At 70.2% G+C, this 23,498-nt stretch carries 20 protein-coding genes, 1 tRNA gene and 2 pseudogenes; 13 read left to right on the top strand and 10 right to left on the bottom strand.

What is annotated here, in order from left to right:
* Positions 1–8: 8 nt before the first annotated feature.
* On the bottom strand, positions 9–2,756 hold the full coding sequence (gene aceE, locus BIV25_RS02310) for a pyruvate dehydrogenase (acetyl-transferring), homodimeric type (protein WP_071370383.1): 2,748 nt from the start codon (positions 2,754–2,756) through the stop codon (positions 9–11).
* Positions 2,757–3,133: 377 nt separating this feature from the next.
* On the opposite strand from aceE, the gene BIV25_RS02305 reads away from it, so the two are divergent.
* The 6 genes from BIV25_RS02305 to BIV25_RS02280 all read left to right on the top strand — a co-directional run bounded on the left by BIV25_RS02305 (position 3,134) and on the right by BIV25_RS02280 (position 7,662).
* The gene (locus BIV25_RS02305) at positions 3,134–3,559 is read left to right on the top strand and encodes a DUF3052 domain-containing protein (protein ID WP_071370382.1); all 426 of its coding nucleotides are present in this window, start codon (positions 3,134–3,136) and stop codon (positions 3,557–3,559) included.
* A gap of 123 nt (positions 3,560–3,682) precedes the next feature.
* The gene (locus BIV25_RS02300; protein WP_071370381.1) at positions 3,683–4,141 is read left to right on the top strand and encodes a peroxiredoxin; all 459 of its coding nucleotides are present in this window, start codon (positions 3,683–3,685) and stop codon (positions 4,139–4,141) included.
* A gap of 140 nt (positions 4,142–4,281) precedes the next feature.
* Positions 4,282–4,857, top strand: a complete 576-nt coding sequence (locus BIV25_RS02295; RefSeq protein WP_071370380.1) for a TerD family protein — start codon at positions 4,282–4,284, stop codon at positions 4,855–4,857.
* Between the two features lie 103 nt (positions 4,858–4,960).
* Positions 4,961–5,539, top strand: a complete 579-nt coding sequence (locus BIV25_RS02290) for a TerD family protein (RefSeq protein WP_071370379.1) — start codon at positions 4,961–4,963, stop codon at positions 5,537–5,539.
* Between the two features lie 131 nt (positions 5,540–5,670).
* The gene (locus BIV25_RS02285; RefSeq protein WP_071370378.1) at positions 5,671–6,810 is read left to right on the top strand and encodes a DUF475 domain-containing protein; all 1,140 of its coding nucleotides are present in this window, start codon (positions 5,671–5,673) and stop codon (positions 6,808–6,810) included.
* A gap of 114 nt (positions 6,811–6,924) precedes the next feature.
* Positions 6,925–7,662 carry a Tellurium resistance gene (locus tag BIV25_RS02280; RefSeq protein WP_071370377.1) on the top strand — a complete coding sequence of 246 codons (738 nt, stop codon included), beginning with the start codon at positions 6,925–6,927 and terminating at the stop codon, positions 7,660–7,662.
* A 12-nt stretch (positions 7,663–7,674) separates the two neighbouring features.
* Here the strand turns inward: BIV25_RS02280 and BIV25_RS02275 are convergent, their stop codons facing one another.
* Positions 7,675–8,448, bottom strand: coding sequence for a TerD family protein (locus BIV25_RS02275; RefSeq protein ID WP_071370376.1), 774 nt, complete (start codon positions 8,446–8,448; stop codon positions 7,675–7,677).
* Between the two features lie 186 nt (positions 8,449–8,634).
* On the opposite strand from BIV25_RS02275, the gene BIV25_RS02270 reads away from it, so the two are divergent.
* From BIV25_RS02270 to BIV25_RS02260, 3 genes are read left to right on the top strand one after another with little or no spacing between them, the layout of a single operon-like run.
* A complete protein-coding gene (locus BIV25_RS02270; protein WP_071370375.1) occupies positions 8,635–9,804 on the top strand; it encodes an HpcH/HpaI aldolase/citrate lyase family protein in 1,170 nt (389 codons plus the stop codon).
* Entirely contained in the window at positions 9,801–12,272 is a 2,472-nt protein-coding gene (locus BIV25_RS02265; RefSeq protein ID WP_071370374.1) for a phosphoribosyltransferase, read from the top strand. The genes BIV25_RS02270 and BIV25_RS02265 overlap by 4 nt, the downstream gene beginning before the upstream one ends.
* Positions 12,272–13,081, top strand: a complete 810-nt coding sequence (locus BIV25_RS02260; RefSeq protein WP_071370373.1) for an HAD family hydrolase — start codon at positions 12,272–12,274, stop codon at positions 13,079–13,081. The genes BIV25_RS02265 and BIV25_RS02260 overlap by 1 nt, the downstream gene beginning before the upstream one ends.
* Here the strand turns inward: BIV25_RS02260 and BIV25_RS46280 are convergent.
* Entirely contained in the window at positions 13,078–13,290 is a 213-nt protein-coding gene (locus BIV25_RS46280; RefSeq protein ID WP_079176386.1) for a zinc ribbon domain-containing protein, read from the bottom strand. The two genes, BIV25_RS02260 and BIV25_RS46280, sit on opposite strands and share 4 nt — an antisense overlap.
* Positions 13,291–13,593: 303 nt before the next feature.
* On the opposite strand from BIV25_RS46280, the gene BIV25_RS02255 reads away from it, so the two are divergent.
* The 3 genes from BIV25_RS02255 (at position 13,594) to BIV25_RS02245 (ending at position 18,342) form a co-directional block, all read left to right on the top strand.
* Positions 13,594–15,699 (top strand): transglycosylase domain-containing protein, encoded by a 2,106-nt coding sequence (locus tag BIV25_RS02255; RefSeq protein WP_079176385.1) that lies wholly within the window; start codon positions 13,594–13,596, stop codon positions 15,697–15,699.
* A gap of 51 nt (positions 15,700–15,750) precedes the next feature.
* Positions 15,751–17,037, top strand: a complete 1,287-nt coding sequence (locus BIV25_RS02250) for a hypothetical protein (RefSeq protein WP_071370372.1) — start codon at positions 15,751–15,753, stop codon at positions 17,035–17,037.
* A 189-nt stretch (positions 17,038–17,226) separates the two neighbouring features.
* Positions 17,227–18,342: an amidase domain-containing protein gene (locus tag BIV25_RS02245; RefSeq protein ID WP_177235143.1), complete on the top strand. Its 1,116-nt coding sequence runs from the start codon at positions 17,227–17,229 to the stop codon at positions 18,340–18,342.
* On the opposite strand, the gene BIV25_RS02240 is transcribed toward BIV25_RS02245, so the two are convergent.
* From BIV25_RS02240 to BIV25_RS02230, 3 genes are all read right to left on the bottom strand, one after another.
* Positions 18,330–18,869 (bottom strand): DUF4383 domain-containing protein, encoded by a 540-nt coding sequence (locus tag BIV25_RS02240; protein ID WP_071370371.1) that lies wholly within the window; start codon positions 18,867–18,869, stop codon positions 18,330–18,332. The genes BIV25_RS02245 and BIV25_RS02240 overlap by 13 nt on opposite strands.
* An 88-nt stretch (positions 18,870–18,957) precedes the next feature.
* Positions 18,958–20,310, bottom strand: a complete 1,353-nt coding sequence (locus BIV25_RS02235; RefSeq protein WP_071370370.1) for a hypothetical protein — start codon at positions 20,308–20,310, stop codon at positions 18,958–18,960.
* A gap of 96 nt (positions 20,311–20,406) precedes the next feature.
* On the bottom strand, positions 20,407–21,177 hold the full coding sequence (locus BIV25_RS02230; RefSeq protein ID WP_071370369.1) for a DUF4097 family beta strand repeat-containing protein: 771 nt from the start codon (positions 21,175–21,177) through the stop codon (positions 20,407–20,409).
* A gap of 249 nt (positions 21,178–21,426) precedes the next feature.
* Between BIV25_RS02230 and BIV25_RS02225 the strand changes: the two genes are divergently transcribed.
* A tRNA-Val gene (locus tag BIV25_RS02225) sits at positions 21,427–21,498 on the top strand.
* Between the two features lie 45 nt (positions 21,499–21,543).
* Here BIV25_RS02225 and BIV25_RS02220 read toward each other — a convergent pair.
* From BIV25_RS02220 to BIV25_RS02215, 4 genes and pseudogenes are all read right to left on the bottom strand, one after another.
* Positions 21,544–21,879 (bottom strand): hypothetical protein, encoded by a 336-nt coding sequence (locus tag BIV25_RS02220; protein ID WP_071370368.1) that lies wholly within the window; start codon positions 21,877–21,879, stop codon positions 21,544–21,546.
* Between the two features lie 150 nt (positions 21,880–22,029).
* Positions 22,030–22,179 (bottom strand): annotated as a pseudogene (locus BIV25_RS46275) (ketopantoate reductase family protein); the annotation flags it as partial.
* A 72-nt stretch (positions 22,180–22,251) separates the two neighbouring features.
* Positions 22,252–22,398 (bottom strand): annotated as a pseudogene (locus BIV25_RS46270) (ketopantoate reductase family protein); the annotation flags it as partial.
* 75 nt (positions 22,399–22,473) lie between these two features.
* Positions 22,474–23,448, bottom strand: coding sequence for a ketopantoate reductase family protein (locus BIV25_RS02215; protein WP_079176384.1), 975 nt, complete (start codon positions 23,446–23,448; stop codon positions 22,474–22,476).
* Between the last annotated feature and the right edge of the window lie 50 nt (positions 23,449–23,498).

Below are 23,498 nucleotides of genomic sequence, written 5' to 3'. Positions count from 1 at the left end.
GCGCAGCGTTACGCGTCGCCGCCCGCCGCTCCCGGATGCGCGGCGGTGACATCCAGCAACTGGTACCGGTCGACGGCCTGCTTCAGCACGGACCGGTCGACCTTGCCCTCCCGGGCCAGCTCGGTCAGGACCGCCACCACGATCGACTGCGCGTCGATGTGGAAGAAGCGCCGCGCCGCGCCCCGGGTGTCGGCGAAGCCGAAGCCGTCCGCGCCCAGCGACTGGTACGTGCCCGGCACCCACCGCGCGATCTGGTCCGGAACCGAGCGCATCCAGTCGGACACGGCCACGAACGGCCCCTCGGCGCCGCCGAGTTTGCGCGTCACGTACGGCACGCGCTGATCCTCCTCCGGGTGGAGGAGGTTGTGCTCCTCGCACGCCACCGCCTCGCGGCGCAGCTCGTTCCAGGAGGTGGCCGACCAGACGTCGGCGCGTACGTTCCAGTCCTCGGCGAGGATCCTCTGCGCCTCCAGCGCCCACGGCACCGCCACGCCCGACGCCATGATCTGCGCCGGGATCGAGCCCGCCGTGCCCGGAGCGATCCGGTGGACGCCCTTGAGGATGCCCTCGACGTCCACGTCCGCCGGCTCGGCCGGGTGCCGGATGGGCTCGTTGTAGACGGTCAGGTAGTAGAAGACGTCCTCGCCGTGCGGGTGTTCGGCGTCGCCGCCGTACATCCGGCGCAGGCCGTCCTGCACGATGTGCGCGATCTCGTACGCGTACGCCGGGTCGTAGGCCACGCACGCCGGGTTGGTCGAGGCGAGCAACTGCGAGTGGCCGTCGGCGTGTTGGAGTCCCTCACCGGTCAGAGTCGTACGGCCGGCGGTCGCACCCAGTACGAAACCGCGCGCCAGCTGGTCGGCCATCTGCCAGAACTGGTCGCCGGTGCGCTGGAAACCGAACATCGAGTAGAAGACGTAGACCGGGATCAGCGGCTCGCCGTGCGTGGCGTAGGCCGAGCCCGCCGCGATCAGGGACGCCGTGCAGCCCGCCTCGGAGATGCCGTCGTGCAGCATCTGGCCGGTCGGTGACTCCTTGTAGGCGAGCAGCAGTTCGCGGTCCACCGACTCGTACTGCTGGCCAAGCGGGTTGTAGATCTTCGCGCTCGGGAAGAAGGAGTCCATGCCGAACGTGCGGTACTCGTCCGGTGCGATCAGTACGAAGCGCCGGCCGATCTCCTTGTCCCGCATGAGGTCCTTGAGGAGCCGGACGAACGCCATCGTCGTCGCGATGGACTGCTGGCCCGTGCCCTTCTTCACCGTCGCGTACGTCTTGTCGTCCGGGAGCGGCAGTGGCGCGGAGCGCACGACGCGCGTCGGGACGTACCCGCCGCACTGCTTGCGCATGTCGTGCATGTACTGGATCTCGTCGGTGTCCCGGCCCGGGTGGTAGTACGGCGGCGGGCCGGACTCCAGCTGCTGGTCGGTGATCGGCAGGTGCAGGCGGTCGCGGAAGCGCTTGAGGTCGTCGACCGTCAGCTTCTTCATCTGGTGCGTGGCGTTGCGGCCCTCGAAGTTGGGGCCCAGCGTCCAGCCCTTGATCGTCTTGGCCAGGATGACCGTCGGCTGGCCCTTGTGCTCCTTGGCCGCCGTGAACGCCGCGTAGATCTTGCGGTGGTCGTGGCCGCCGCGGCCCAGGTGCAGGATCTGGTCGTCGGTCATGTTCTCGACCATGGCGCGCAGCCGGTGGTCGTCGCCGAAGAAGTGGTCCCGGATGTAGGCGCCCGACTCCGTGGCGTACGTCTGGAACTGGCCGTCCGGGGTGTTGTTCATCTTGTTGACGAGGATGCCGTCCCGGTCCTGCGCGAGCAGCGGGTCCCAGGTGCGGTCCCAGATCAGCTTGATCACGTTCCAGCCGGCGCCCCGGAAGATCGACTCCAGCTCCTGGATGATCTTGCCGTTGCCGCGCACCGGTCCGTCCAGCCGCTGCAGGTTGCAGTTGACCACGAAGGTCAGGTTGTCCAGGCCCTCGCGGGCCGCGATGGACAGCTGGCCGAGCGACTCCGGCTCGTCCATCTCGCCGTCGCCGAGGAACGCCCACACATGGGAGGCGGAGGTGTCGGCGATGCCGCGCGCCTCCATGTAGCGGTTCATCCGGGCCTGGAAGATCGCGCCGAGCGGGCCGAGGCCCATGGAGACCGTCGGGAACTCCCAGAAGTCCGGCATCGAGCGCGGGTGCGGGTAGCTGGACAGGCCGTTCGGGTACTTCGACTTCTCCTGGCGGAAGCCGTCGAGCTGGTCCTCGGTGAGCCGGTCGAGCAGGTACGCGCGCGCGTAGATGCCGGGGGAGGCGTGGCCCTGGAAGAAGACCTGGTCGCCGCCCTTGCCGTCGTCCTTGCCGCGGAAGAAGTGGTTGAAGCCGACGTCGTACAGCGAGGCGGAGGAGGCGAAGGTGGCGATGTGGCCGCCGACGCCGATGCCCGGGCGCTGGGCGCGCGAGACCATCACGGCCGCGTTCCAGCGGGTCGCGTTGAGGATCTTGCGCTCGATCTCCTCGTTGCCCGGGAAGAACGGCTCGCTCTTGGTCGGGATCGTGTTGACGTAGTCCGTGCTGCGCATCTCGGGTACGGCCACGCGCTTCTCGCGGGCCCGCTCGATCAGGCGGAGCATGAGGTAGCGGGCCCGCTCCCGCCCGCGCTCGTCCACGGCGGCGTCGAGGGAGTCGAGCCACTCCTGGGTCTCTTCGGGATCGAAGTCAGGAACCTGACTCGGAAGGCCGCCAATGATGATCGGGTTGCGATCGGATCCGGAAGCCACGCTGTTCCTTACCTGTCAGAGGGCCGTTTTTCTGCTGTTTTCTGCTGTTTTCTGCTTGTCCGCACCTGCCTACACCGTTCCCCATCGTCTACCTCGGGGCCGCCTACGTCATCTCCACCAGTGATTTCCGTCGAGGGAAGTCGAGGGAGGCCGAGAGAAGAGCGACCCGCAAAACAGGCAAATGCGTGTGATTTGGGTCACTCTGGATCGAGGTGTGGTGCCAGAAGTTGCGGTGACAAGGTCGGGATCGTCACCGTTTCGGCGGTCCGGAGGGCCGGGTACTTGCGCGATCCGCCCCGCACGTGTGGACTACGGCCAAGCATCACGCGCACGCGCGTGGCTGAGTTGTTCCCGAAAACATGATCAGGAGGCAGACCGTGAGCGCGACCGCGGACCACGCGGAGACGAGCCTGGCCGTCAGGCTGGGTTTCCAGCCCGACCAGGTGGTCCAGGAGATCGGCTACGACGACGACGTCGACCAGGAACTCCGTGAGTCCATCGAACAGGTCACCGGCACCGAGCTGGTGGACGAGGACTACGACGACGTGGCCGATGCCGTGTTGCTGTGGTTCCGCGACGAGGACGGCGACCTGACGGACGCGCTGGTCGATGCCATCGGGTTCCTCGAAGAGGACGGCCACATCGTCCTGCTGACGCCGAAGACCGGCCGGGACGGGTACGTCGAGCCCAGCGACATCAACGACGCGACGCAGACGGCCGGCCTGTCGCAGACCAAGAGCATCAGCGCGGGCAAGGACTGGAACGGCAGCAAGCTGTCGACCCCGAAGAGCGCCAAGCGCTGACGGTCTCCCGCAGGTGAGCGTGGCGGGGGCGGCGGTCCCTCAGGGTGACCGCCGCCCCCGTCGCCGTAGGCTGTTCTCCTCCGGAACACCCTCCGAACAGCCCACCGAAAGGGAAACATCCCGATGGCGATCCAGGTCGGCGACAAGGCCCCCGACTTCGAGCTCAAGGACAACCACGGCGCCACCGTGAAGCTCTCGGACTTCCGGGGCGAGAAGAAGGTCGTCCTGCTCTTCTACCCCTTCGCCTTCACCGGTGTGTGCACCGGCGAGCTGTGCGAGGTGCGCGACAACCTGCCGAAGTTCGCCGACCGCGACACCCAGGTGCTCGCCGTCTCCAACGACTCCATCCACACCCTGCGCGTCTTCGCCGAGCAGGAAGGCCTGGAGTACCCGCTGCTGAGCGACTTCTGGCCGCACGGCAACGTCTCGCGCGCGTACGGCGTCTTCGACGAGGACAAGGGTTGCGCCGTGCGGGGCACCTTCATCATCGACAAGGAGGGTGTCGTGCGCTGGACCGTGATCAACGGCCTGCCCGACGCCCGTGACCTGGACGAGTACGTGAAGGCGCTCGACACCCTCTAGGCCGACCGTGGGCCGACACCTGTGCGTCGTCGGGCCCAGGGTCTGCGGGGGGGCGGGAACCCGTCACTAGGATCGGCACGTTGATCCCGTATCCGAAGCACGACGGGGCTCCCCGCCCCCGGACACCACATGGAGGACTCGTGGGAGTCAGCCTCAGCAAGGGCGGCAACGTATCGCTGACGAAGGAGGCCCCGGGCCTGACCGCGGTCCTCGTCGGTCTGGGCTGGGACGCCCGCACCACGACCGGCAGCGACTTCGACCTCGACGCCAGCGCGCTGCTGCTGAACAACGCCGGCAAGGTCGCGAGCGACCAGCACTTCGTCTTCTTCAACAACCTCAAGAGCCCCGACGGCTCCGTCGAGCACACCGGTGACAACCTCACCGGTGAGGGCGAGGGCGACGACGAGGCCATCAAGGTCAACCTGGCCGGCGTCCCGGCCGACATCGAGAAGATCGTCTTCCCGGTGTCGATCTACGACGCCGAGAACCGCCAGCAGTCCTTCGGCCAGGTCCGCAACGCCTACATCCGGGTGCTGAACCAGGCCGGCGGCCAGGAGATCGCCCGCTACGACCTGAGCGAGGACGCCTCCACCGAGACCGCGATGGTCTTCGGTGAGCTGTACCGCAACGGCGCGGAGTGGAAGTTCCGCGCCATCGGCCAGGGCTACGCCTCCGGGCTGCGCGGCATCGCCCAGGACTTCGGCGTCAACGTCTGACGACCGGCGTCCGACCCCGCAACCGTCCGGCGCCGCACCGTTTAGGGGCGGCGCCGGACGCGCAGGACAACCAGAGAAGTACCACTAGGGGAGGACCACCATCATGGGCGTCACGCTCGCCAAGGGAGGCAACGTCTCCCTCTCCAAAGCCGCACCCAACCTCACGAACGTCATGATCGGGCTCGGCTGGGACGCGCGGTCCACCACCGGCGCCCCCTTCGACCTGGACGCCAGCGCGCTGCTGTGCGGCGCCGGCAACCGGGTGCTGGGCGACGAGTGGTTCGTCTTCTACAACCAGCTCAAGAGCCCCGACGGCTCCGTCGAGCACACCGGTGACAACCTCACCGGTGAGGGCGAGGGCGACGACGAATCGATTCTGGTCGACCTCGCCAAGGTCCCGCCGCAGTGCGAGAAGATCGCCTTCCCCGTCTCGATCCACATGGCGGACGAGCGCGGTCAGACCTTCGGCCAGGTCTCCAACGCGTTCATCCGCGTGGTCAACCAGGCCGACGGCCAGGAGCTGGCGCGCTACGACCTGAGCGAGGACGCCTCCACCGAGACCGCCATGATCTTCGGCGAGCTCTACCGATACCAGGGCGAATGGAAGTTCCGCGCCGTCGGCCAGGGCTACGCCTCCGGGCTGCGCGGCATCGCCCTCGACTTCGGGGTGAACGTTTCGTAGCCATTGGTACCGCCGGTAGGGTGCACCTCTAGACTCGGGGTCAACGTTTAGCAAAGCCGAGTACGGCGCGGGGGAGACCCTCCCCCCAGACTTCGTTCTGGGAGGTGCCCCCAAAGATGATTGGGTAGCCAGTGCTTCTGAAAACCTTCGGCTGGTCGTTCGCGGTCACCGCGCTCGGCCTCGTCGCCGCAGTCTTCTACGGAGGCTGGGAGGCCTTCGGGGTCGTGGCGATCCTCGCTGTCCTCGAGATCTCCCTGTCCTTCGACAACGCCGTGGTCAACGCCGGAATCCTGAAGAAGATGAATGCCTTCTGGCAGAAGATCTTCCTCACGGTCGGCGTCCTGATCGCCGTGTTCGGCATGCGGCTGGTCTTCCCCGTCGTCATCGTGGCCATCACGGCGAAGCTCAACCCCTACGACGCCGTCCACCTGGCGCTCACGGACAAGGACCAGTACCAGCAGCTGGTCACCGACGCCCACCCGGCGATCGCCGCCTTCGGCGGGATGTTCCTGCTGATGATCTTCCTCGACTTCATCTTCGAGGACCGGGACATCCAGTGGCTGCGCTGGATCGAGCGGCCCCTGGCCAAGCTCGGCAAGGTCGACATGCTGTCGGTCTGCATCGCCCTGATCGTCCTGCTGATCACCTCCTTCACCTTCGCCACCCACGCCCACCAGCACGGCGGCGCCCATGTCGACAAGGCCCAGACGGTCCTGATCTCCGGCATCGCCGGCCTGATCACGTACATGATCGTCGGCGGTCTGTCCGGCTACTTCGAGGACCGGCTGGAGGAAGAGGAGGAGCGCGAGCACGAGGAGGAGGAAGAGGCCGTCCGCACCGGCAAGAAGAAGTCGGCGGTGCTGCTGGCCGGCCAGGCCGCGTTCTTCATGTTCCTCTACCTGGAGGTCCTGGACGCGTCCTTCTCCTTCGACGGGGTGATCGGCGCCTTCGCCATCACCAACGACATCGTGATGATGGCCCTCGGTCTCGGCATCGGCGCGATGTACGTCCGCTCGCTCACGGTCTACCTGGTCCGCCAGGGCACCCTCGACGACTACGTCTACCTGGAGCACGGCGCCCACTACGCCATCGGCGCCCTGGCCGTGATCCTCATGGTCACCATCCAGCACGAGATCAACGAGGTCATCACCGGTCTCGTCGGTGTCGTCCTGATCGCCCTGTCCTTCTGGTCCTCCGTCCGCCGCAACCGTGCCCTTGAGGCGGCCGGCGAGGGCAGCGACGCCCCGGCCGAGGTGTCCTCAGGGGTGTGACGCCCCCGCGGGTGAGGAACGCTCTGAACGGGGCGGCCGGCGCAGGCCGGCCGCCCCGTCGGCGTGCAGGGGCGGCGACGTACCGGCGTACAGCCATGTGACCTGGGGGCGGGAATGGGTTTCTTCGACGGACTGCGGGGCGCCAGCGCCGCCAACTTCGACTCGGGCGAGGCCGCGACCGGCTCCATCCAGATGTCGGCACGGCACCACACGGTGTCCCTCACCAAACAGGGCGCGGCCACGGGCAATCTGCGGGTCAACCTGACCTGGCGGATGCGCACGTCCGACGACTTCGACAGCACCGCACGCACCAGCCTCTTCCGGCACCCTTTCAAGGCGCTCAAGCCGCCGGAGGTGCTCGGGCACGGCCAGAGCATGGTCAACGTCGACCTCGACCTCGGCTGCCTGTACGAGCTGGCCGACGGCACGAAGGGCGTCGTCCAGCCGCTCGGCAACCTCCTCGGCGACGTCAACGCCCCGCCGTACATCAAACTCAGCGGCGACGACCGGTTCGGCTCGGCGTCGGGCGAGACGATGTACGTCAACCTCGACCACCGCGACCAGATCAAACGCCTGCTGGTCTTCGTCTACATCTACGACCAGACCCCGGCCTTCGACCGTACCCACGCCATCGTCACGCTCTACCCCGGCAACGGCCCGCGCATAGAGATCGGCCTCGACGAGCGCCATCCGCAGGCGCGCTCGTGTGCCGTGGTGATGATCGAGAACGTGAAGGACGAACTGCTCGTGCGCCGCGAGGTGAAGTTCGTGTACGGCTTCCAGGGCGAGCTGGACCGGCTGTACGGGTGGGGCCTGCAGTGGGGCAGGGGCTACAAGACGGCGGACCGGTGAGGGCGGGCCCCCTCACCGCCCGATGAACTGGGGCCCCTGCGGCGGCAGCCGGAAGTTCGGGTCCAGCGGCCCGGCGGGCACCGGCACGGGCTGCGGCTGGGGGTAGCCGTACGCCGGCGCGCCAGACGTCGGCTGGGGATAGCCGTACGCGGGCGGCTGCTGCGGCACGACCGACGTCGCCTGCTCGGGCGGCAGCGGCTGGGAGGCCGTGAGCTCCGGCTCCGGCCCGGCCCCCTCCGACTCGTCCACCGAGATGCCGAAGTCCGTCGCGAGGCCCTTCAGCCCGTCCTGGTACCCCTCGCCCACCGCGCGGAACTTCCAGCCCTCCCCGCGCCGGTACAGTTCGCCGCAGATCATCGCGGTCTCCGCGCCGGTCTCCGGCTTGATCTCGAAGGTGGCCAGCGGCTCCCCGTCGGCGGCTGTGTCCGAAGCGTCGTACAGCAGGATGCACAGCGCCGGCACCTGGTCGAACGTGACGCCGTCCGCGGAGGCGACGAGCACGATCCGCCCGACGCCCGGCTCGACACCGGGAAGGTCTGACTGGATCGTGTCCGTCAGCCCCTCGGTGACCCGCTTCTTGCCGAGCCGCCACACCTTTCCGGACGGGTGCCGGGGCTGGTTGTAGAAGACGAAGTCCTCGTCCGAGCGCACACGGCCGTCGGGGCCCAGCAGCAGGGCCGAGGCGTCCACGTCCGGGACCCCCTGCCCGGGCGTCCAGCGCAGCACGGCGCGGACCGTGGTGGCCTCCAGCGGGACGTTCGACCCCTTCAGCATGGCGTGCGTCATGCGGTCATCCTGCCCTCTCGGTCCTGGTCACGACAATGCGGGGGTAGGGCCGCCGACGGTCGCCGACACAAGTGGGTTACCGGAAATTCATGCCCGCAGGGAACCTCGGACACGGCTCCCTACGTACTATTACCGGCCACCTTTTACCGAACCCACAGAATCGGGCCCGCGCCCATGGGGAGTCCTATGCGTCATTTCGGGCACATCGCCCCCGAGGTGCGGCGGCGCCTGTTCCACCGGGAGCCGGCCGCGTTCACCGCCGACTCCCCGGCCCGGCTGCTCGCCGCCGCCCTCGGAGCCACCCTGTACAGCCCGGCCACCCGGCCGCGGCTCGCCGACGACATCGTCAAACAGGCCGGGAACGGCGTGATCTCGATGGTGCTGTGCCTGGAGGACTCCATCGACGACGCGGACGTCGTGGCCGGCGAGGAGAACCTCGTCCGCCAGTTCGCCGACCTCGCCGCCCGGCCCGGCTGCGAGCCGCCGCTGCTCTTCATCCGGGTGCGCGCCCCCGAGCAGATACCCGACCTCGTACGACGGCTCGGCGCGTCCGTGCGGCTGCTGTCCGGCTTCGTGCTGCCCAAGTTCACCGAGGAGCGCGGCATCCCGTTCCTGGAGGCACTGACGGCCGCCGAGGCCGAGAGCGGCCGCCGGCTGTTCGCCATGCCCGTCCTGGAATCCCCCGAGCTGCTCTACCGCGAGTCCCGGGTGGACACCCTGGAGGGCATCTTCCGCGCGGTCGACAAGTTCCGCGACCGGGTGCTCGCGCTGCGCCTCGGCGTCACCGACTTCTGCTCGTCCTACGGGCTGCGCCGCGCCCCCGACATGACCGCCTACGACGTCCAGATCGTCGCCTCGGTGATCGCCGACGTCGTGAACATGCTGGGCCGGGCCGACGGCACCGGATTCACCGTGACCGGGCCCGTGTGGGAGTACTTCCGCCTCTCCGAGCGCATGTTCAAGCCCCAGCTGCGGCAGAGCCCCTTCCTGGAGGTGCAGGCCGTCGAGCTGCGCGAGAAGCTGATCGAGCACGCCATGGACGGACTGCTGCGGGAGATCTCCCTCGACCACGCCAACGGCCTGCTCGGCAAGACCTGCATCCACCCCTCCCATGTGCTGCCCGTGCACGCGCTGTCCGTGGTCAGCCACGAGGAGTACAGCGACGCCCAGGACATCCTGCGGCCGGAACGCGGCGGCGGGGGTGTGCTCAGATCGGCCTACACGAACAAGATGAACGAAGTGAAGCCGCATCGCGCCTGGGCCGAGCGGACCCTGCTGCGCGCCGAGGCGTTCGGTGTGGCCCACGAGGACGTCGGCTTCGTGGAGCTGCTCGCCGCCGGGATAAGGGACGCATGAGGAACGCAGTGAACGACGGGGTCTGGTCCGGCAGTTGGGTCGCGCAGCGGCTCGGGGTCGAACTCGTGGGGGACGCCGGGCTGCGCTCCCTGCTGGGGCTCGCCCTGCGGCGCAACCCCAAGCGGGCCCATCTGCTGGTGTCGAACGTCCTCGGCAAGCACGTGCCGCAGTCGCCCTCCGTGGTCTACGGGCACGGGGTCCGGCTGGGCCGCCGGGTGGCCGGTCTGCTCGGCGGGACGGAGGCGGCCCGCGCGGTCGTCCTCGGGTACGCGGAGACGGCGACCGGGCTGGGCCACGCCGTCGCCGACGGGCTCGGTACGGCGCCGTATCTGCACTCCACGCGGCGGCCGGTCGCCGGGGTCGCACGTGCGGGCGGCTTCGAGGAGTCGCACTCGCACGCAACCTCGCATCTGCTGCTGCCGGAGGATCCCGCGCTGCTGGCCGGTGACGGTCCGCTGGTGCTGGTCGACGACGAGTTCTCGACCGGCAACACCGTGCTGAACACGGTGCGTGATCTGCACGCGCGGTATCCGCGGGAGCGGTATGTGGTGGTCGCGCTGGTCGACATGCGGTCGGCGCAGGACGTCGACCGGATGAAACGGTTCGCCACGGAGATCGGGGCGCGGGTGGACCTGCTCGCCGCGGCGTCCGGAACGGTGCGGCTGCCGCCGGACGTCCTGGAGAAGGGGCGGCAGCTGGTGGCCCGCCACGAGGACGCCGGACGCGGGCCCGCCGTGGCCGGCCGGACGACCCCGTACAGCCGAACAGAACGCACAGCACGAATAGAACTCCACTGGCCGCGCCACCTCCCCGACGGCGGGCGGCACGGGTTCACCCCCGCCCATCGTGCCCGTCTCGAAGCCGCCCTGCCCGGCATGGCCGCCCGGCTCGCCGACGCCCTGCCCGCCTCCGCCCGCCGCGTCCTCGTCCTCGGCTTCGAGGAGCTGATGTACGCCCCGCTGCGGCTCGCCCGGGAACTGGAGCGGATCACGGAGGCCGAGGTGCGGTTCTCCACCACCACCCGGTCGCCCGTGCTCGCGCTGGACGACCCCGGCTACGCCATCCGCACCCGCCTGGTCTTCCCCGCCCACGACGACCCGGCCGACGGGCCCGGCGAGCGGTACGCCTACAACGTCGCCGGCGCCGGGTTCGACGCCGTCGTCGCCGTGGTCGACTCCGTCGCCGACACCCCGGCCCTGCACGCGCCCGACGGGCTGGCGGCCCGGCTCGCGGCGCACGTCCCGCACGTCCTGCTCGCGGTCGTCCCCTCCTACGTCCCCGAGCCCCAGCACGCTCCCGAAAGGCCGGCCATGCTGCCCGAGCCCCTCCGCGGCCCCGCATTCTCCTCGTACGCGCCCGACGACGTCGGCTGGCTCCTCCAGGACCTCTCCGACGTGACCCTGGAGGCGCCGACCGAGGAGCGGGAGGAGGCCATCCAGAGCGGCGGGGCGCACTACGCCGAGTCGCTGCCGGTGGAGTACCAGCCCAGCGAGCGGTACCAGGAGCTGTTCCAGGCCGCCCTCGACACCTCCGCCGCCCGGATCGCGCAGGCCGTCGGTGTGGTGACGGAGACGGTGCTCGCCGAGCGGTCGCCAAGGCCGGTGCTGGTGTCGCTGGCCCGGGCCGGTACCCCGGTCGGCGTCCTCATGCGCCGCTGGGCGCAGGTCCGGCACGGGCTCGACCTGCCGCACTACGCCGTCTCGATCGTGCGCGGCCGGGGCATCGACGCCACCGCGCTGCGCTGGCTGGCCGCGCACCACGACCCGCGGGACGTCGTCTTCGTGGACGGCTGGACCGGCAAGGGCGCCATCACCAGGGAACTCGCCCAGGCCGTCGGGGAGTTCGAGAAGGCGGAGGGCATCGGCGGCTTCGACCCGGAGATCGCCGTCCTCGCCGACCCGGGCTCCTGCGTGCGCACCTACGGCACCCGGGAGGACTTCCTCATCCCCTCCGCCTGCCTCAACTCCACGGTCTCCGGCCTGATATCCCGTACGGTGCTGCGCGCCGACCTGGTGGGTCCGGACGACTTCCACGGCGCCAAGTTCTACCGCGAACTCGCCGGCTCCGACGTCTCCGTGGCCTTCCTCGACGCCGTCGCCGCCCGCTTCCCGGAGGTCGCCGACGCGGCCGGGACCGCCGCCAAGGAACTGATGGCCGAGGACCGCACCCCGACCTGGGCGGGCTGGCGGGCCGTGGAGCGGATCAGCGAGGAGTACGGCATCCACGACGTGAACCTCGTCAAGCCCGGCGTCGGCGAGACCACCCGGGTGCTGCTGCGCCGGGTGCCCTGGAAGATCCTGGCCCGTAAGGGTGCGGGCGCCGACCTCGACCACGTACGCCTGCTCGCGCAGCAGCGGGGCGTACCCGTCGAGGAGGCCGACGGGCTGCCGTACACCTGCGTCGGGCTGATCCACCCCAAGTACACCCGCGGGGCCACGGGCGCCGACGGCAGGGCGGTGAACCTCTGATGCCGGTGCTGGTGGCGAGCGACCTCGACCGTACGCTGATCTACTCCTCGGCGGCCCTCGCACTGACCATGCCGGACGCCCGGGCGCCCCGGCTGCTGTGCGTGGAGGTGCACGAGGCGCGGCCGCTGTCGTATCTGACGGAGACGGCCGCGCAGTTGCTGACCGAGCTCGGGGACACGGCCGTGTTCGTGCCGACGACGACCCGGACGCGCAAGCAGTACCAGCGGATCAATCTGCCGGGACCGCCCCCCACGTACGCGATCTGCGCCAACGGCGGCCATCTGCTGGTCGACGGGGTCACCGACGCCGACTGGCACGCGCGGGTGCAGGCGCGCCTCGCGGACGAGTGCGCGCCGCTGGCGGAGGTGCACGACCATCTGGCGCGGACGGCCGACCCGGCGTGGCTGCGCAAGCACCGGGTCGCCGAGGAGCTGTTCACCTACCTGGTGGTGGAGCGCGAGCTGCTGCCCGAGGAGTGGGTGAAGGAGCTGGCGGCCTGGGCGGAGGGCCGGGGCTGGACGGTCTCGCTCCAGGGCCGCAAGCTCTACGCCGTCCCGCAGCCGCTCACCAAGAGCGCCGCGGTCCGCGAGGTGGCCCGTCGCACGGGCGCGGACCTCACCCTGGCCGCCGGTGACTCCCTGCTGGACGCCGACCTCCTGCTCGCCGCCGACCGGGGCTGGCGCCCCGGCCACGGAGAGCTGGCCGACACAGGGTGGACGGCATCGGGGATCACCGCGCTGCCGGAGCGGGGGGTCCTCGCGGGGGAGCGAATTCTCAGGGAATTCTTGAAGTCCGCCCGGCAGGGCTAGCCGCAGCACCCTCCGCCGCAGCATCCGCCCCCGCCGCCACCGGCCGCGGGGGCAGGTGCCGCCGTACCCCCGACCGCCACGGTGGACAGCAACTTCACCGTGTCGTCATGGCCGTTGGGGCACGAGGCGGGTGCGGCCGACTGTGCCATCGGCCGGCTCAGTTCGAACGTGTCGCCGCAGGTCCGGCAGCGGTACTCATAGCGAGGCATGGGCTCAGGGTAGCCGCCGGGGCCCGGTTTGGGCCCTTGTGATCCAGGTGTGATCCATATCGAACCGGCTTCTTCACAGACACATGTGTGAGGGTTTCGAAAATACGCTGATAGCTTGTTTGCGCCGTTGCGAGAACGCTCAGCTCACCGCGCGAGCAAGAGCGAGTGCGGAGGGGAGACGCCGTCGTGACTGACGCGTCGCGGGGACAGGATCGTCCCCAAGGGGGGGACGAAGGTGTGGAGTTGCCTGACAGTGAGGCAACCCTGCACATAAGGGTCAATGCCGCCCCGGCGGACGAGACCATGCAGTTGCGGGTGCCCGCACCGCCGGAGCCGCCCGAGCCGACTGGTGGTGGCCGGGCCGAGCGCCGGCGCAGCGCCCGCCTCTCGGTGCGCCAGCGCGCCGAGGCGGCCGCCCGGCGGCTGCTCGCGCTGCTCGCACCCCTGGCGCCGTACGCCCGCAGACTCGCGCCCTACGCCCGCCGGCTCAAGCCCGTCTACCCGCGCCCCGGCCGGACCGGCTGGCGCCGCTGGATGCCCTCGTGGCGGCAGTGGATCGGCGGTGTCCTCACGTCGTTCGGCCTGCTCGGCGCCTTCCTCGTCACGGCGTACGCGATGACGGACATCCCGAGCAACCTGAACTCGTACGCCACCCAGCAGGACAACGTCTTCTTCTGGTCCGACGGCACCCCCATGGCCCGAACGGGCTGGGTGCAGCGGCAAGCGATGCCGCTCAAGGACATCCCCCAGGACGTCCGCTGGGCGGTGCTGGCGGCGGAGAACGAGACCTTCTACACGGACCCCGGCATATCCGTGCGGGGCATCACCCGCGGCCTGTGGCAGACAGTGGGCGAGGGGGACACCGCGGGCGGGTCCACCATCACCCAGCAGTACGTCAAAAACGTCTATCTCAACCAGAACCGGACGATCAGCCGCAAGTTCACCGAGGCCATGATCGCCCTCAAGCTCGACAACAAGATGAGCAAGGACCAGATCCTGGAGGGCTACCTCAACACCAGCTGGTTCGGCCGCGGCAGCTACGGCATCCAGCGCGCCGCCCAGGCGTACTACGGCAAGGACGTCAGCAAGCTCAACGTCTCCGAGGCGGCCATGCTCGCCGGACTGCTCAAGGGTGCCGGTCTGTACGACCCGACGCTCGGCGCGGCCAACCACCACCGGGCCGTGGAGCGCTGGAAGTGGATCCTGGACCGCATGGTCAAGATCCACAAGCTGACCCCGCAGCAGCGCGCCACGTACACGACGTTTCCCGAGCCGCTGAAGACCAACCCGCTCTACAACACCGGTGCGCAGAGCGACTACCTGGTCGAACTGGCCTCGCAGTACGCCAAGAAGGCCGCCCATCTGACCGACCAGCAGTTCGACCTGGGCGGCTACCAGATCTACACGACCTTCGACCGCAAACGGGAGCAGGCGCTCACCGACGCCGTCACCAAGGCCCGCAAGCAGGCGAAGCAGAAGGACCCGGGCCCGGCGAAGGACGCCCACTACGGCGCCGCCTCCGTCGACGCCGACGGGCGGATCCTCGCGGTCTACGGCGGCCCGGACCACCGTACGCAGGGCTACAACGAGTCCAACGCGGCCACCGTCCCGGCCGGCACCTCCTTCCTGCCGTTCGTCTACGCCGCCGGACTGGAGCACGGCGTCCACAAGACGCGCGGCGGACCCGCCACCCCCGTCACCCCGGACAGCGTCTACGACGGCGACGACAACATCCCCGTCATGACCCCCGAGGGGCCGTACTGGGACCGCAGCGGCAAGAAGGTCGCCGCGCACAACGACGGCAACACGTCGTACGGGAAGATCACCCTGCGCCAGGCGCTCGCCCGGTCCGTGAACACCCCGTTCATGCAACTCGGCATGGACACCGGCCTGGACGAGGTCCGCCGGACCGCCGAGGCCGCCGGGCTGCTCTCCGACACCATCGGCCCGCAGGTGCCCACGCTGTCGCTCGGCAGCTCCACGCCGAGCGCGATCCGGATGGCGAGCGGGTACGCCACGTTCGCCGCCGACGGCACCCACACCGAGCCGTACTCGGTGCACCGGATCACCCGCAACGGCGCGCCGCTCCCCCTGAACACGCCGCGTCCGCAGCGCGCGGTCGGCACCGAGGTGGCCCAGGACGTCACCGACGCGCTCACCGACTCCTTCCGCGCCGCCCACCCGTCCACAGCCGCGCTGCAGCCGCACCTGGCGGGGAAGGCCGGCACCACCGCCAACGACACCGCAGCCTGGTACGCCGGCAGCGACGACTCCGTTTCCACGGCGGTGGTCGTCTACCGGATGGACCTGGCCAAGTCCCTGGAGCCGCTGCCACTCCAGGGGCTGGCCGGAACGTCCGCCGACAGCGTGCCCTACCGACTCTGGTCGGCAGCCATGGGCCTGGACTGACCCCCGGGCCCGCACCCGCACCCGCCGCCCTCCTCGCAGATTGAGCCGCGCATGCCCCGCAAGAAGTCGCCGCGCCGCAAGCAGGCACCCGCACCGGCCCTCATACGCCGGCCGCAGGTCCTGACGCTGGCCGCCTTTCTCGTCGTCGCCTCGCTCGTCGCCGGGTACCTGGCCCTGACCCGCACGGACCGCACCGCCCCGGCGGCCGCCTCCGGGCCCCAGCCGAAGACCGGCGCCAAGCCCAGCCCGACCCCCTCCTGGGACGGCAAGACCAAGATCCTCGGAGACGGCTCCACCTCCTACACCGGCCCGCAGAAGGGCACGCTCAAGCCGGTTCCGCTCAAACCCGGCGAGAAGCCGCCGCAGTTCGTGGTCTTCTCCTGGGACGGCGCGCTGGAGGGCGACGACCATCTCTTCTCGCACTACCGGGAGATGGCCAGGGAGTACAACGCCCACATGACCTTCTTCCTCACCGGCATCTACCTGCTGCCCAAGAGCAAGAAGTCGAAGTACCAGGGCCCGATGCACAGCCCCGGCGACGCCGCGATCGACTACGCCACCGACGAGCACATCCGCACCACGCTGGAGCAGCTGCGCCTTGCCTACGGGGAAGGCAACGAGATCGGCACGCACTTCAACGGCCACTTCTGCGGCGCCAAGGGCGGCGGCGACTGGAGCGTCGAGCAGTGGAAGAGCGAGATCGACCAGTTCTACTCGTTCGTGGAGAACTGGAAGACCAACACCGGCTTCAAGGACATCCCCGCCCTCCCCTTCGACTTCAGGCAGGAGGTCGTCGGCGGCCGCGCGCCCTGCCTGGAGGGCCAGCCCAACCTGCTGAAGGCCCTGCAGAAGTACGGCTACGGCTGGCGCTACGACGCCAGCTCGCCGGGCGACTTCCAGATCTGGCCGACGAAGAAGAACGGCGTCTGGGACTTCCCGCTCGAAATGCTCCCGTACGCGGGCAAGGACTTCCAGGGTCTGTCGATGGACTTCAACTTCCTCTACAACCAGTCCAACGGCGAGGTGCACGGCGACCCGGCCAAGTACCCGCAGTGGGAGCAACAGACCGTCCAGTCCTACATGGACGGCTTCAACCGCGTCTACTACGGCAGCCGCGCACCGCTGTTCATCGGCAACCACTTCGAGAACTGGAACGGCGGCATCTACATGAAGGCCATCGACCAGATCGTCCCGAAGATCTGCACCAAGAAGGGCGTCAAGTGCGTGTCCTTCAAGGAGCTGGCCGACTGGCTCGACGTCCAGAAGCCGCAGACCCTCGCCGCGCTGCGCGCCCTCGACCCGGCCCAGTCGCCGGACTGGTCCACGGTCGTACGTTGAACGTCCTCAAGTGACAAGCGAGTAACAGTAGTTCCGCTTGTGCAGCTCTCTTCACACCAGTGACACGATCCGTGCCACTATGCGTATCGCTCGGTAGGCCTACCGGCATAGAGGGGAACATCATTGAGATCGAGAAAACTGAGCCGTAAGCGCCGCCGCGCCACCATAGTGGGCGCCGCGGCCGCCTCGCTGGTCGCCGGCGTGGCCCTGCTGCCCAACTGGACCGCGGGCGCCGCCGTCGTCGACGACCCGACGGTGAACGCGGCCACCAAGGCGACCTTCCAGAAGCTCGCCGACGCGGTCTTCACCGACCGCACCCAGGCCCTCGTGGACGGCGCCGGCAGCAAGGGCACCCGGCACACGGCGGGCTTCTCCGGCTCCGTGCGCATGTCCGGCGGGCAGAGCCACCAGGAGTCGTCCGCCGTGAAGACGCTGACGGCCCGCAAGAGCCTGCTCGCCAAGCTCGGCGAGAAGTACCGCGCCGGCAGCACGCAGGTCACGCTCGACGCGACCGAGGTGCACGGCCGCAGCGCCAAGGTCGCCGTCACCGAGACCACGACCCTGACCTACGAGAAGCCGTCGGCCAACGGGCCGAAGACCACCGGCTTCCAGGCCCACCACGAGCTGACCTTCAAGGCCGACCGCCACGGCGACTGGCAGCTGAGCGGCATCAAGGACACCGACGACGGCTACCTCGCCGTGAACCAGGTCGTCACGCCGTCGGTCGCCAAGGCGAAGACCACGCCCGCCGACGACGGCCCGCCGGACGCGCCCCGCGCCGCCACCACCTGGCCCGCACCGGCCAACCCGAAGAAGCTCACCGGCGGCACCTACGACTACCAGGCCATGGTGGCGTACGCGCAGAAGTACTGGAGCCACTACAACCCGGACTACCCGGACTTCAACGGCGAGGCCGACGGCGGCGACTGCACCAACTTCGTCAGCCAGTCCCTGAAGGCCGGCGGCTGGAAGCACGTCCCCGGCTACACGAACGACTTCCACAAGTGGTTCGGCACCGCCGACATCCAGTCCGACTCGTTCGTCGGCGTCAACGAGTTCTCCTGGTTCGCGCTGTCCTCCAAGCGTGTCACGCCGCTCGCCGACGTCTACCAGGCGGACCTCGGCGACGTGATCCAGATGGACTTCAACCGGGACGGGTCCAAGGACCACTCGATGATCGTCACCTACCGCGACCGCTCCGGCGTGCCGTACGTGACGTACCACTCGACGAACACCTACAACCGGTCGGTGGCGAGCCTCGTCGCGTCGTACCCCGGCGCGTACTTCTACGCCTACCGCACCTGATCGTCCGCACGCTGCCCGGGCCCGCCCTCCGAGGGATGGCGGGCCCGCCAGTACGGGTTGTCGTGCGGCAGCGTCGAGCCGACCCTGCCGTACATGCCGAAGGTCATCAGCAGCAGGCCCACGACGAAGCTGAAGAACACGTTCTGGATCTTGAACGCCAGGAAGTTCTGCGGTGTGTCCAGCAGGCCGAGGAAGAGGAAGCCGGCCAGCAGGAACAGCACCCCGAACACCATGTTCAGCGTGGACGCCACGTTTCCGCCGATCACCATGCCGGCCAGCAGGATCGCCCCGACGACGATCGACAGCACGCTCAGCGTGTCGTTGGTGTTCAACCCGACGACCGAGGCGCCACCGGTGCTGAAGAAGCCGATGTTGTGGAGCAGACCCAGGATGCCGAAGGCGACGAGGAACGCGCCGATCAGGCCCGCGCCGATCCGGTAGACCGTGTTCAGCCGGTGGTCGACGGGCAGATGCTGATCGAACCGGATCCGCTGCCGCTGTTGTGGGTGCGCTGCGTGTGTGGCCATGTCCGCCTCCCTCGGGCGTGTAGCGGAGGCCATCCGTCCACCCAATATCCGCCCACCGCACGGGATGGGGCAACAGCAGTGCCGCCGCTCAGTGCCCGCCGCGCTCCTCACGGATCCGTGCGACCACCCCGGCCGCGGCCTGCCGCACCGCATCCGTCTCGGTCAGGAAGTGCCAGTAGTCCGGGTGCCGGCCCTCCAGCGACGCCGCGGCCCGGTCCAGCCGCCCCACCGCCTCGTCCAGCGGCCGCGCATGACGCGGATCCGGCGTCGACCTCCCGCTCATCGCCAGCCGCTGCGCGTCCCGGATCGCGAACCGGGTGCGCTCGATCTCGGCCTGCGGATCCTTCTGTACGGCGTTCAGCCTGGTCAGCCGGTCACCGGCGGCGGAGACGGCCTCGTCGGTCGAGTTCAGCAGCGCCCGGACCGTCGACAGCAGCGACGTGGCGTCCGGCCAGCGCTGGGCCTCCCGGGCGGACTGCGCCTCGCGCAGTTTCAGCTCGGCCTGCCGTACGTTCTCCGCGGCCTGCTCGGGCACGCGCTGGAGGTCCTGCCAGCAGGCCGCCGCGAACCGCCGCCGCAGCTCGCTGAGGACCGGGTCCACCTGCCCGGCCCGCGTGGTCAGCGCCTGCGCGCGCGTGCGCAGCGAGACCAGCCGGTGGTCGATCTCGGCCGCCAGCTCCGGCAGCCGCTCGGCCTCGGCCCGGATCGCCCCGGCCTCCCGCTGCACCCGCTCGGCCCGCTCCAGCGTCTGCTGCACGCCGTGCTGCCCGGCGCCCTGGTTCAGCTTCGTCAGCTCCGGGGAGAGCGCGGCGAGCCGGCCCGCGAGGTCGTCGGCCCGCAGGGCCCGCGCCCGCACGGCGTCCAGCGCGTTGCTCGCGCCCAGCAGCGCCTGCCGGGCCCGCTCCACGGCGGGTGCCACCCGGGCCAGCTGGGTCTCGGCCTTGCCCAGCAGCGGCGCGAGCGAGCTGCCGAACCGGTCCAGCTCCTGCTTGACGCGCAGCAGCTCGTCCTTGGCGGCGGTCAGCTCCGAGCGCGCGCGGGACGCGGCGGAGGCCTCCAGGTCGTCCCGGTCGAGGTCGTGGGCGTCGACCGCCTGGATGTAGCGCTGGCTGACCTCGTCGATCCGGCTGCCGAGCGCCGCGAAGTCGCTCGCGGCGCGCCGGGCGGCCGGGGTGTCGTCCACCGCCGTGATGGTCTCGACGGAGATCCGCAGATCCCGCTGGGCGGTGTCGAGTTCGTAGAACGCCGTAGCCGCCGCGTCCTTCGCCGCCTGCGCCTCGGCCCGCTGGCCCTCCGACCGGCCGCCGAACCAGCGCCGGGTGCCGCCGCCGGCGAACGCGGCGGGCAGCGCGAGCGCGGCCAGCACCGGCAGGCCGATGAGAGTGAGGGTGTCGCGCAGAGCCGTGGATCTGAGAGCCGTGGGCCCTCTCCTCGCCGTCACATCCCTCTCCCGTGCTGTGGTCCGCCCTGGGTGGAGTCATTCTCCCACCCGTGGAAGACGAACACACGGGCCGGTCAGTTGCCGTACGGCGGGCCGTCAGTTCGCCGTACGGACCGTTATCCCGCCGTTGGAGGTGTCGGCCGTCACCGTGTGCGCGCTGCTGTCGGAGCGTGGCACGGAGACCGTGACCTTGCCGTTGCTGGAGCTGGTCCGGACGCGGTAGTCGGCGTGGGGCACGGTGATCGTCACGGCGCCGTTGCTGCTGCGGGCGTCCACGCTGTCCGGTACGGCGCGCAGGTCGAGGTGCACCGCGCCGTTGCTCGTCTGCGCCCGGACCTGCCGGGAGGAGGTCTCGGCGCTGACCGTGCCGTTGCTGGAGTGCAGTTCGAGCGGTCCGCTGGAGTCGGTGACACGCACCCCGCCGTTGCTGCTGCGGATGCTGACCGGGTTCGCGAAGCCCTGCGCGTGCACGCCTCCGTTGCTGTCGGTCACCGTCAGGGCGATCCCGCGCGGCACCTCGATGCGGTACTTGGCCGAGCAGTCCGCGATGAATCCGGTGCAGTGCATGCGCAGCTTCAGCCGGTCGTCCTGGAAGGACCAGCTCACCTTGGGGCTGCCGCCGACGATGACCTTCCCCTGGAACCAGCGGGTGACCTGGACCGTGCCCGCCTTGGCGTCCTGCGCGGCGACGACCTCCAGTGCCGCGTCGTCCGAGTCGACGGTGAGGGCGCGGCCGTGCAGCGCGAAGGACCTGTGGTCGGGGTGCTTGTCGTCCTCGGCGGAGGCGCCGCAGGCGCTCACCCCCGCGACGAGCACCCCGGTGACCACGGCCATGACGGCGGTGCGGACGGCAACGGAACGGGCCATGCGACATCTCCCCCTGAACCGGCCCGCCGGGTACGGCGGCCGGACGTGTCGGTCTCTGTCACGACCGTAAGTGGTCACGCCGGGACCGGGAATCAGGGAACCTCCCGGACCCGGGCGGGGGATAACCCCCGGAAAACCCTGACCGAATCACCGGCCGACACCCTGATCGCCCGCCGGAACGGGTTTGCGGTACACGGGGCCCGGCAAGGTAGGCTGTCGACTCGACCTGGGCACTCGTCCGGGTGTTCGGGGTGCGTAGCTCAGGGGTAGAGCGCCTGCCTTACAAGCAGGATGTCGGCGGTTCGAAACCGTCCGCGCCCACCGACGAGGAGCCCCCGGCCGCAATGGCCGGGGGCTCCTTCTCGTCTACTCCTCTGTCGGCTCGGGGGCGTGCTTCAGCCGGGTGCGTATCGCCACCCGGTCCGGCGCCGCGACCTCGGCCCAGAAGCGGTGCGTGCTGACGAACACCGCCAGCTCGTGCTCGCGCCGGCGCAGCTTCTCCACCTCGGCCTGCTCGTCCTCGGTCCAGCCGGGGGACGCGGGCCGCTCCACCTTGCGCCAGCCGGTGTCGTCACTGAATCCGTCCATCGGCGCCACCGACCAGGGCAACCGCTTGAGCAGGGCCGACAGCTCGGCCCTGACCTGATGCAGCTCCTCCTGACCGGCCAGGAGGTCACTGGGGAATTCATAGGGCGTAGCCACGCGGCAATGCTACGCCTGTTCGATTTTGAGGTGCGAGCTCCTTCATGGGGTCCGGGGGAGGTTCAGCCGAACGGGTGGCCGCGGGGGATGCGGGGCGACGAGCCGGCCCGCCGCCCCGCACCGGGTCGTTGGCCGTCCTCCCGCACTGGGTCAGTGGCCGGTGGCCCGCAGTTCGTCGACCAGGCGGGATGTCACCGGTGCCGGTACGCCGTGGCGGTCGGCTGCGCGCAGTAGCGCTCCGCCGATGGCGTCCAGTTCCAGCGGGCGGCCCGCCTCGGCGTCACGTTGCATGGATGACGGCGACGGGCCGGCTCGCACCGGGTGAGTGGCCGTTGCCCCGCACCGGGTCGTTGGCCGTCTTCCCGCACCGGGTCAGTGGCCGGTGGCCCGCAGTTCGTTCACCAGGCGGGATGTCACCGGTGCCGGTACGCCGTGGCGGTCGGCTGCGCGCAGTAGCGCTCCGCCGATGGCGTCCAGTTCCAGCGGGCGGCCCGCCTCGGCGTCACGCTGCATGGATGACGGCGACGGGCCGGCTCGCACCGGGTGAGTGGCCGTTGCCCCGCACCGGGTCGTTGGCCGTCCTCCCGCACCGGGTCAGTGGCCGGTGGCCCGCAGTTCGTCGACCAGGCGGGATGTCACCGGTGCCGGTACGCCGTGGCGGTCGGCTGCGCGCAGTAGTGCTCCGCCGATGGCGTCCAGTTCCAGCGGGCGGCCCGCCTCGGCGTCACGTTGCATGGACGACTTGGCCGCGGGCGGGAAGGCGTCGTAGCGGGCGAGGGCGCTCGCCGGGTCGGCGGGGGCGCCGCAGGCGCGGCTGACCGCGGCCGTCTCGGCGACGAGGGACTCCAACTCCTCGCGGTGCCGGGTGCGGACCTCGCCGAGCGGGAGGCCGTATCGCGTGGTGAGGAGGGCGAACGGGGCCAGGAACGCCATCTTGGCCCACAGCGCCGCCGTCTCGTCCTCGACCACGCGGGCGGTCGTACCGGCGTCGGCGAGCACGGTGGCGAGGGCGTCCAGCCGGGCGCGCGGCACTCCGTCTCCGGCGAGGTCGATCTCCGTGAACGGGCTGCCGTGCTCGATCACGCCGGGGGAGACGCGGGTGGACTCCACGCGGATCACCGCCGGTGCGACCCGGTCGGGGCGGTACCGGGCGCGCAGCGCGGCGGGGTGCTCGACGCCGTTCAGCAGCGGGACGACCAGGGCGTCGCCGAGCGCGGCCGGCGGGATGCGGGTCAAGGCGGCGTCGAGCGCGGTGTGCTTGACGGCGATCAGGCAGGCGTCCACCGGTACGCGCAGCTCGGTGTCCGCCTCGACGGACGCGGTGAACGTGCCGAACTGCGCGCTGCGGACGGCGATTCCGGCGCGGCGCAGGGTGTCGGCCGTGCCGTCCTGCGCGAGGCAGACGACGCGGTGGCCGGCACGAGAGAGCAGGGCGGCGAGAAGCCCGCCCGTGCCGCCGGGGCCGAGAACGGCCACGGTGCTCCGCCGGCCGCCGCTGCCGCTCCCGCTCTTCCCGGTGGGTCCGCTGCGCTCGGCGGGCCCACGCTGCTCGGTGTGCTCGGTAGCCATGAGGCTGTTCCTTTCGATGGTCGGCCCCGGGGATCGGTGGCCGCCTCCGT

Origin of the sequence: Streptomyces sp. MUSC 14 (assembly GCF_001866675.1) — a bacterium.
GTDB lineage: Bacteria > Actinomycetota > Actinomycetes > Streptomycetales > Streptomycetaceae > Streptomyces.
This window is presented reverse-complemented; position numbering and strand designations above follow the sequence as displayed.

What these genes read in the sequence shown, in the direction of transcription:
- BIV25_RS02230 (WP_071370369.1), bottom strand. Translation starts at nt 21,177, where the DNA reads ATGGCCCGTTCCGTTGCCGTCCGCACCGCCGTCATGGCCGTGGTCACC.
- BIV25_RS02215 (WP_079176384.1), bottom strand. Translation starts at nt 23,448, where the DNA reads ATGGCTACCGAGCACACCGAGCAGCGTGGGCCCGCCGAGCGCAGCGGA.
- BIV25_RS02275 (WP_071370376.1), bottom strand. Translation starts at nt 8,448, where the DNA reads ATGACGCACGCCATGCTGAAGGGGTCGAACGTCCCGCTGGAGGCCACC.
- BIV25_RS02265 (WP_071370374.1), top strand. Translation starts at nt 9,801, where the DNA reads ATGAGGAACGCAGTGAACGACGGGGTCTGGTCCGGCAGTTGGGTCGCG.
- BIV25_RS02270 (WP_071370375.1), top strand. Translation starts at nt 8,635, where the DNA reads ATGCGTCATTTCGGGCACATCGCCCCCGAGGTGCGGCGGCGCCTGTTC.
- BIV25_RS02250 (WP_071370372.1), top strand. Translation starts at nt 15,751, where the DNA reads ATGCCCCGCAAGAAGTCGCCGCGCCGCAAGCAGGCACCCGCACCGGCC.
- BIV25_RS02290 (WP_071370379.1), top strand. Translation starts at nt 4,961, where the DNA reads ATGGGCGTCACGCTCGCCAAGGGAGGCAACGTCTCCCTCTCCAAAGCC.
- BIV25_RS02240 (WP_071370371.1), bottom strand. Translation starts at nt 18,869, where the DNA reads ATGGCCACACACGCAGCGCACCCACAACAGCGGCAGCGGATCCGGTTC.
- BIV25_RS02255 (WP_079176385.1), top strand. Translation starts at nt 13,594, where the DNA reads ATGCAGTTGCGGGTGCCCGCACCGCCGGAGCCGCCCGAGCCGACTGGT.
- BIV25_RS02260 (WP_071370373.1), top strand. Translation starts at nt 12,272, where the DNA reads ATGCCGGTGCTGGTGGCGAGCGACCTCGACCGTACGCTGATCTACTCC.
- BIV25_RS02300 (WP_071370381.1), top strand. Translation starts at nt 3,683, where the DNA reads ATGGCGATCCAGGTCGGCGACAAGGCCCCCGACTTCGAGCTCAAGGAC.
- BIV25_RS46280 (WP_079176386.1), bottom strand. Translation starts at nt 13,290, where the DNA reads ATGCCTCGCTATGAGTACCGCTGCCGGACCTGCGGCGACACGTTCGAA.
- BIV25_RS02280 (WP_071370377.1), top strand. Translation starts at nt 6,925, where the DNA reads ATGGGTTTCTTCGACGGACTGCGGGGCGCCAGCGCCGCCAACTTCGAC.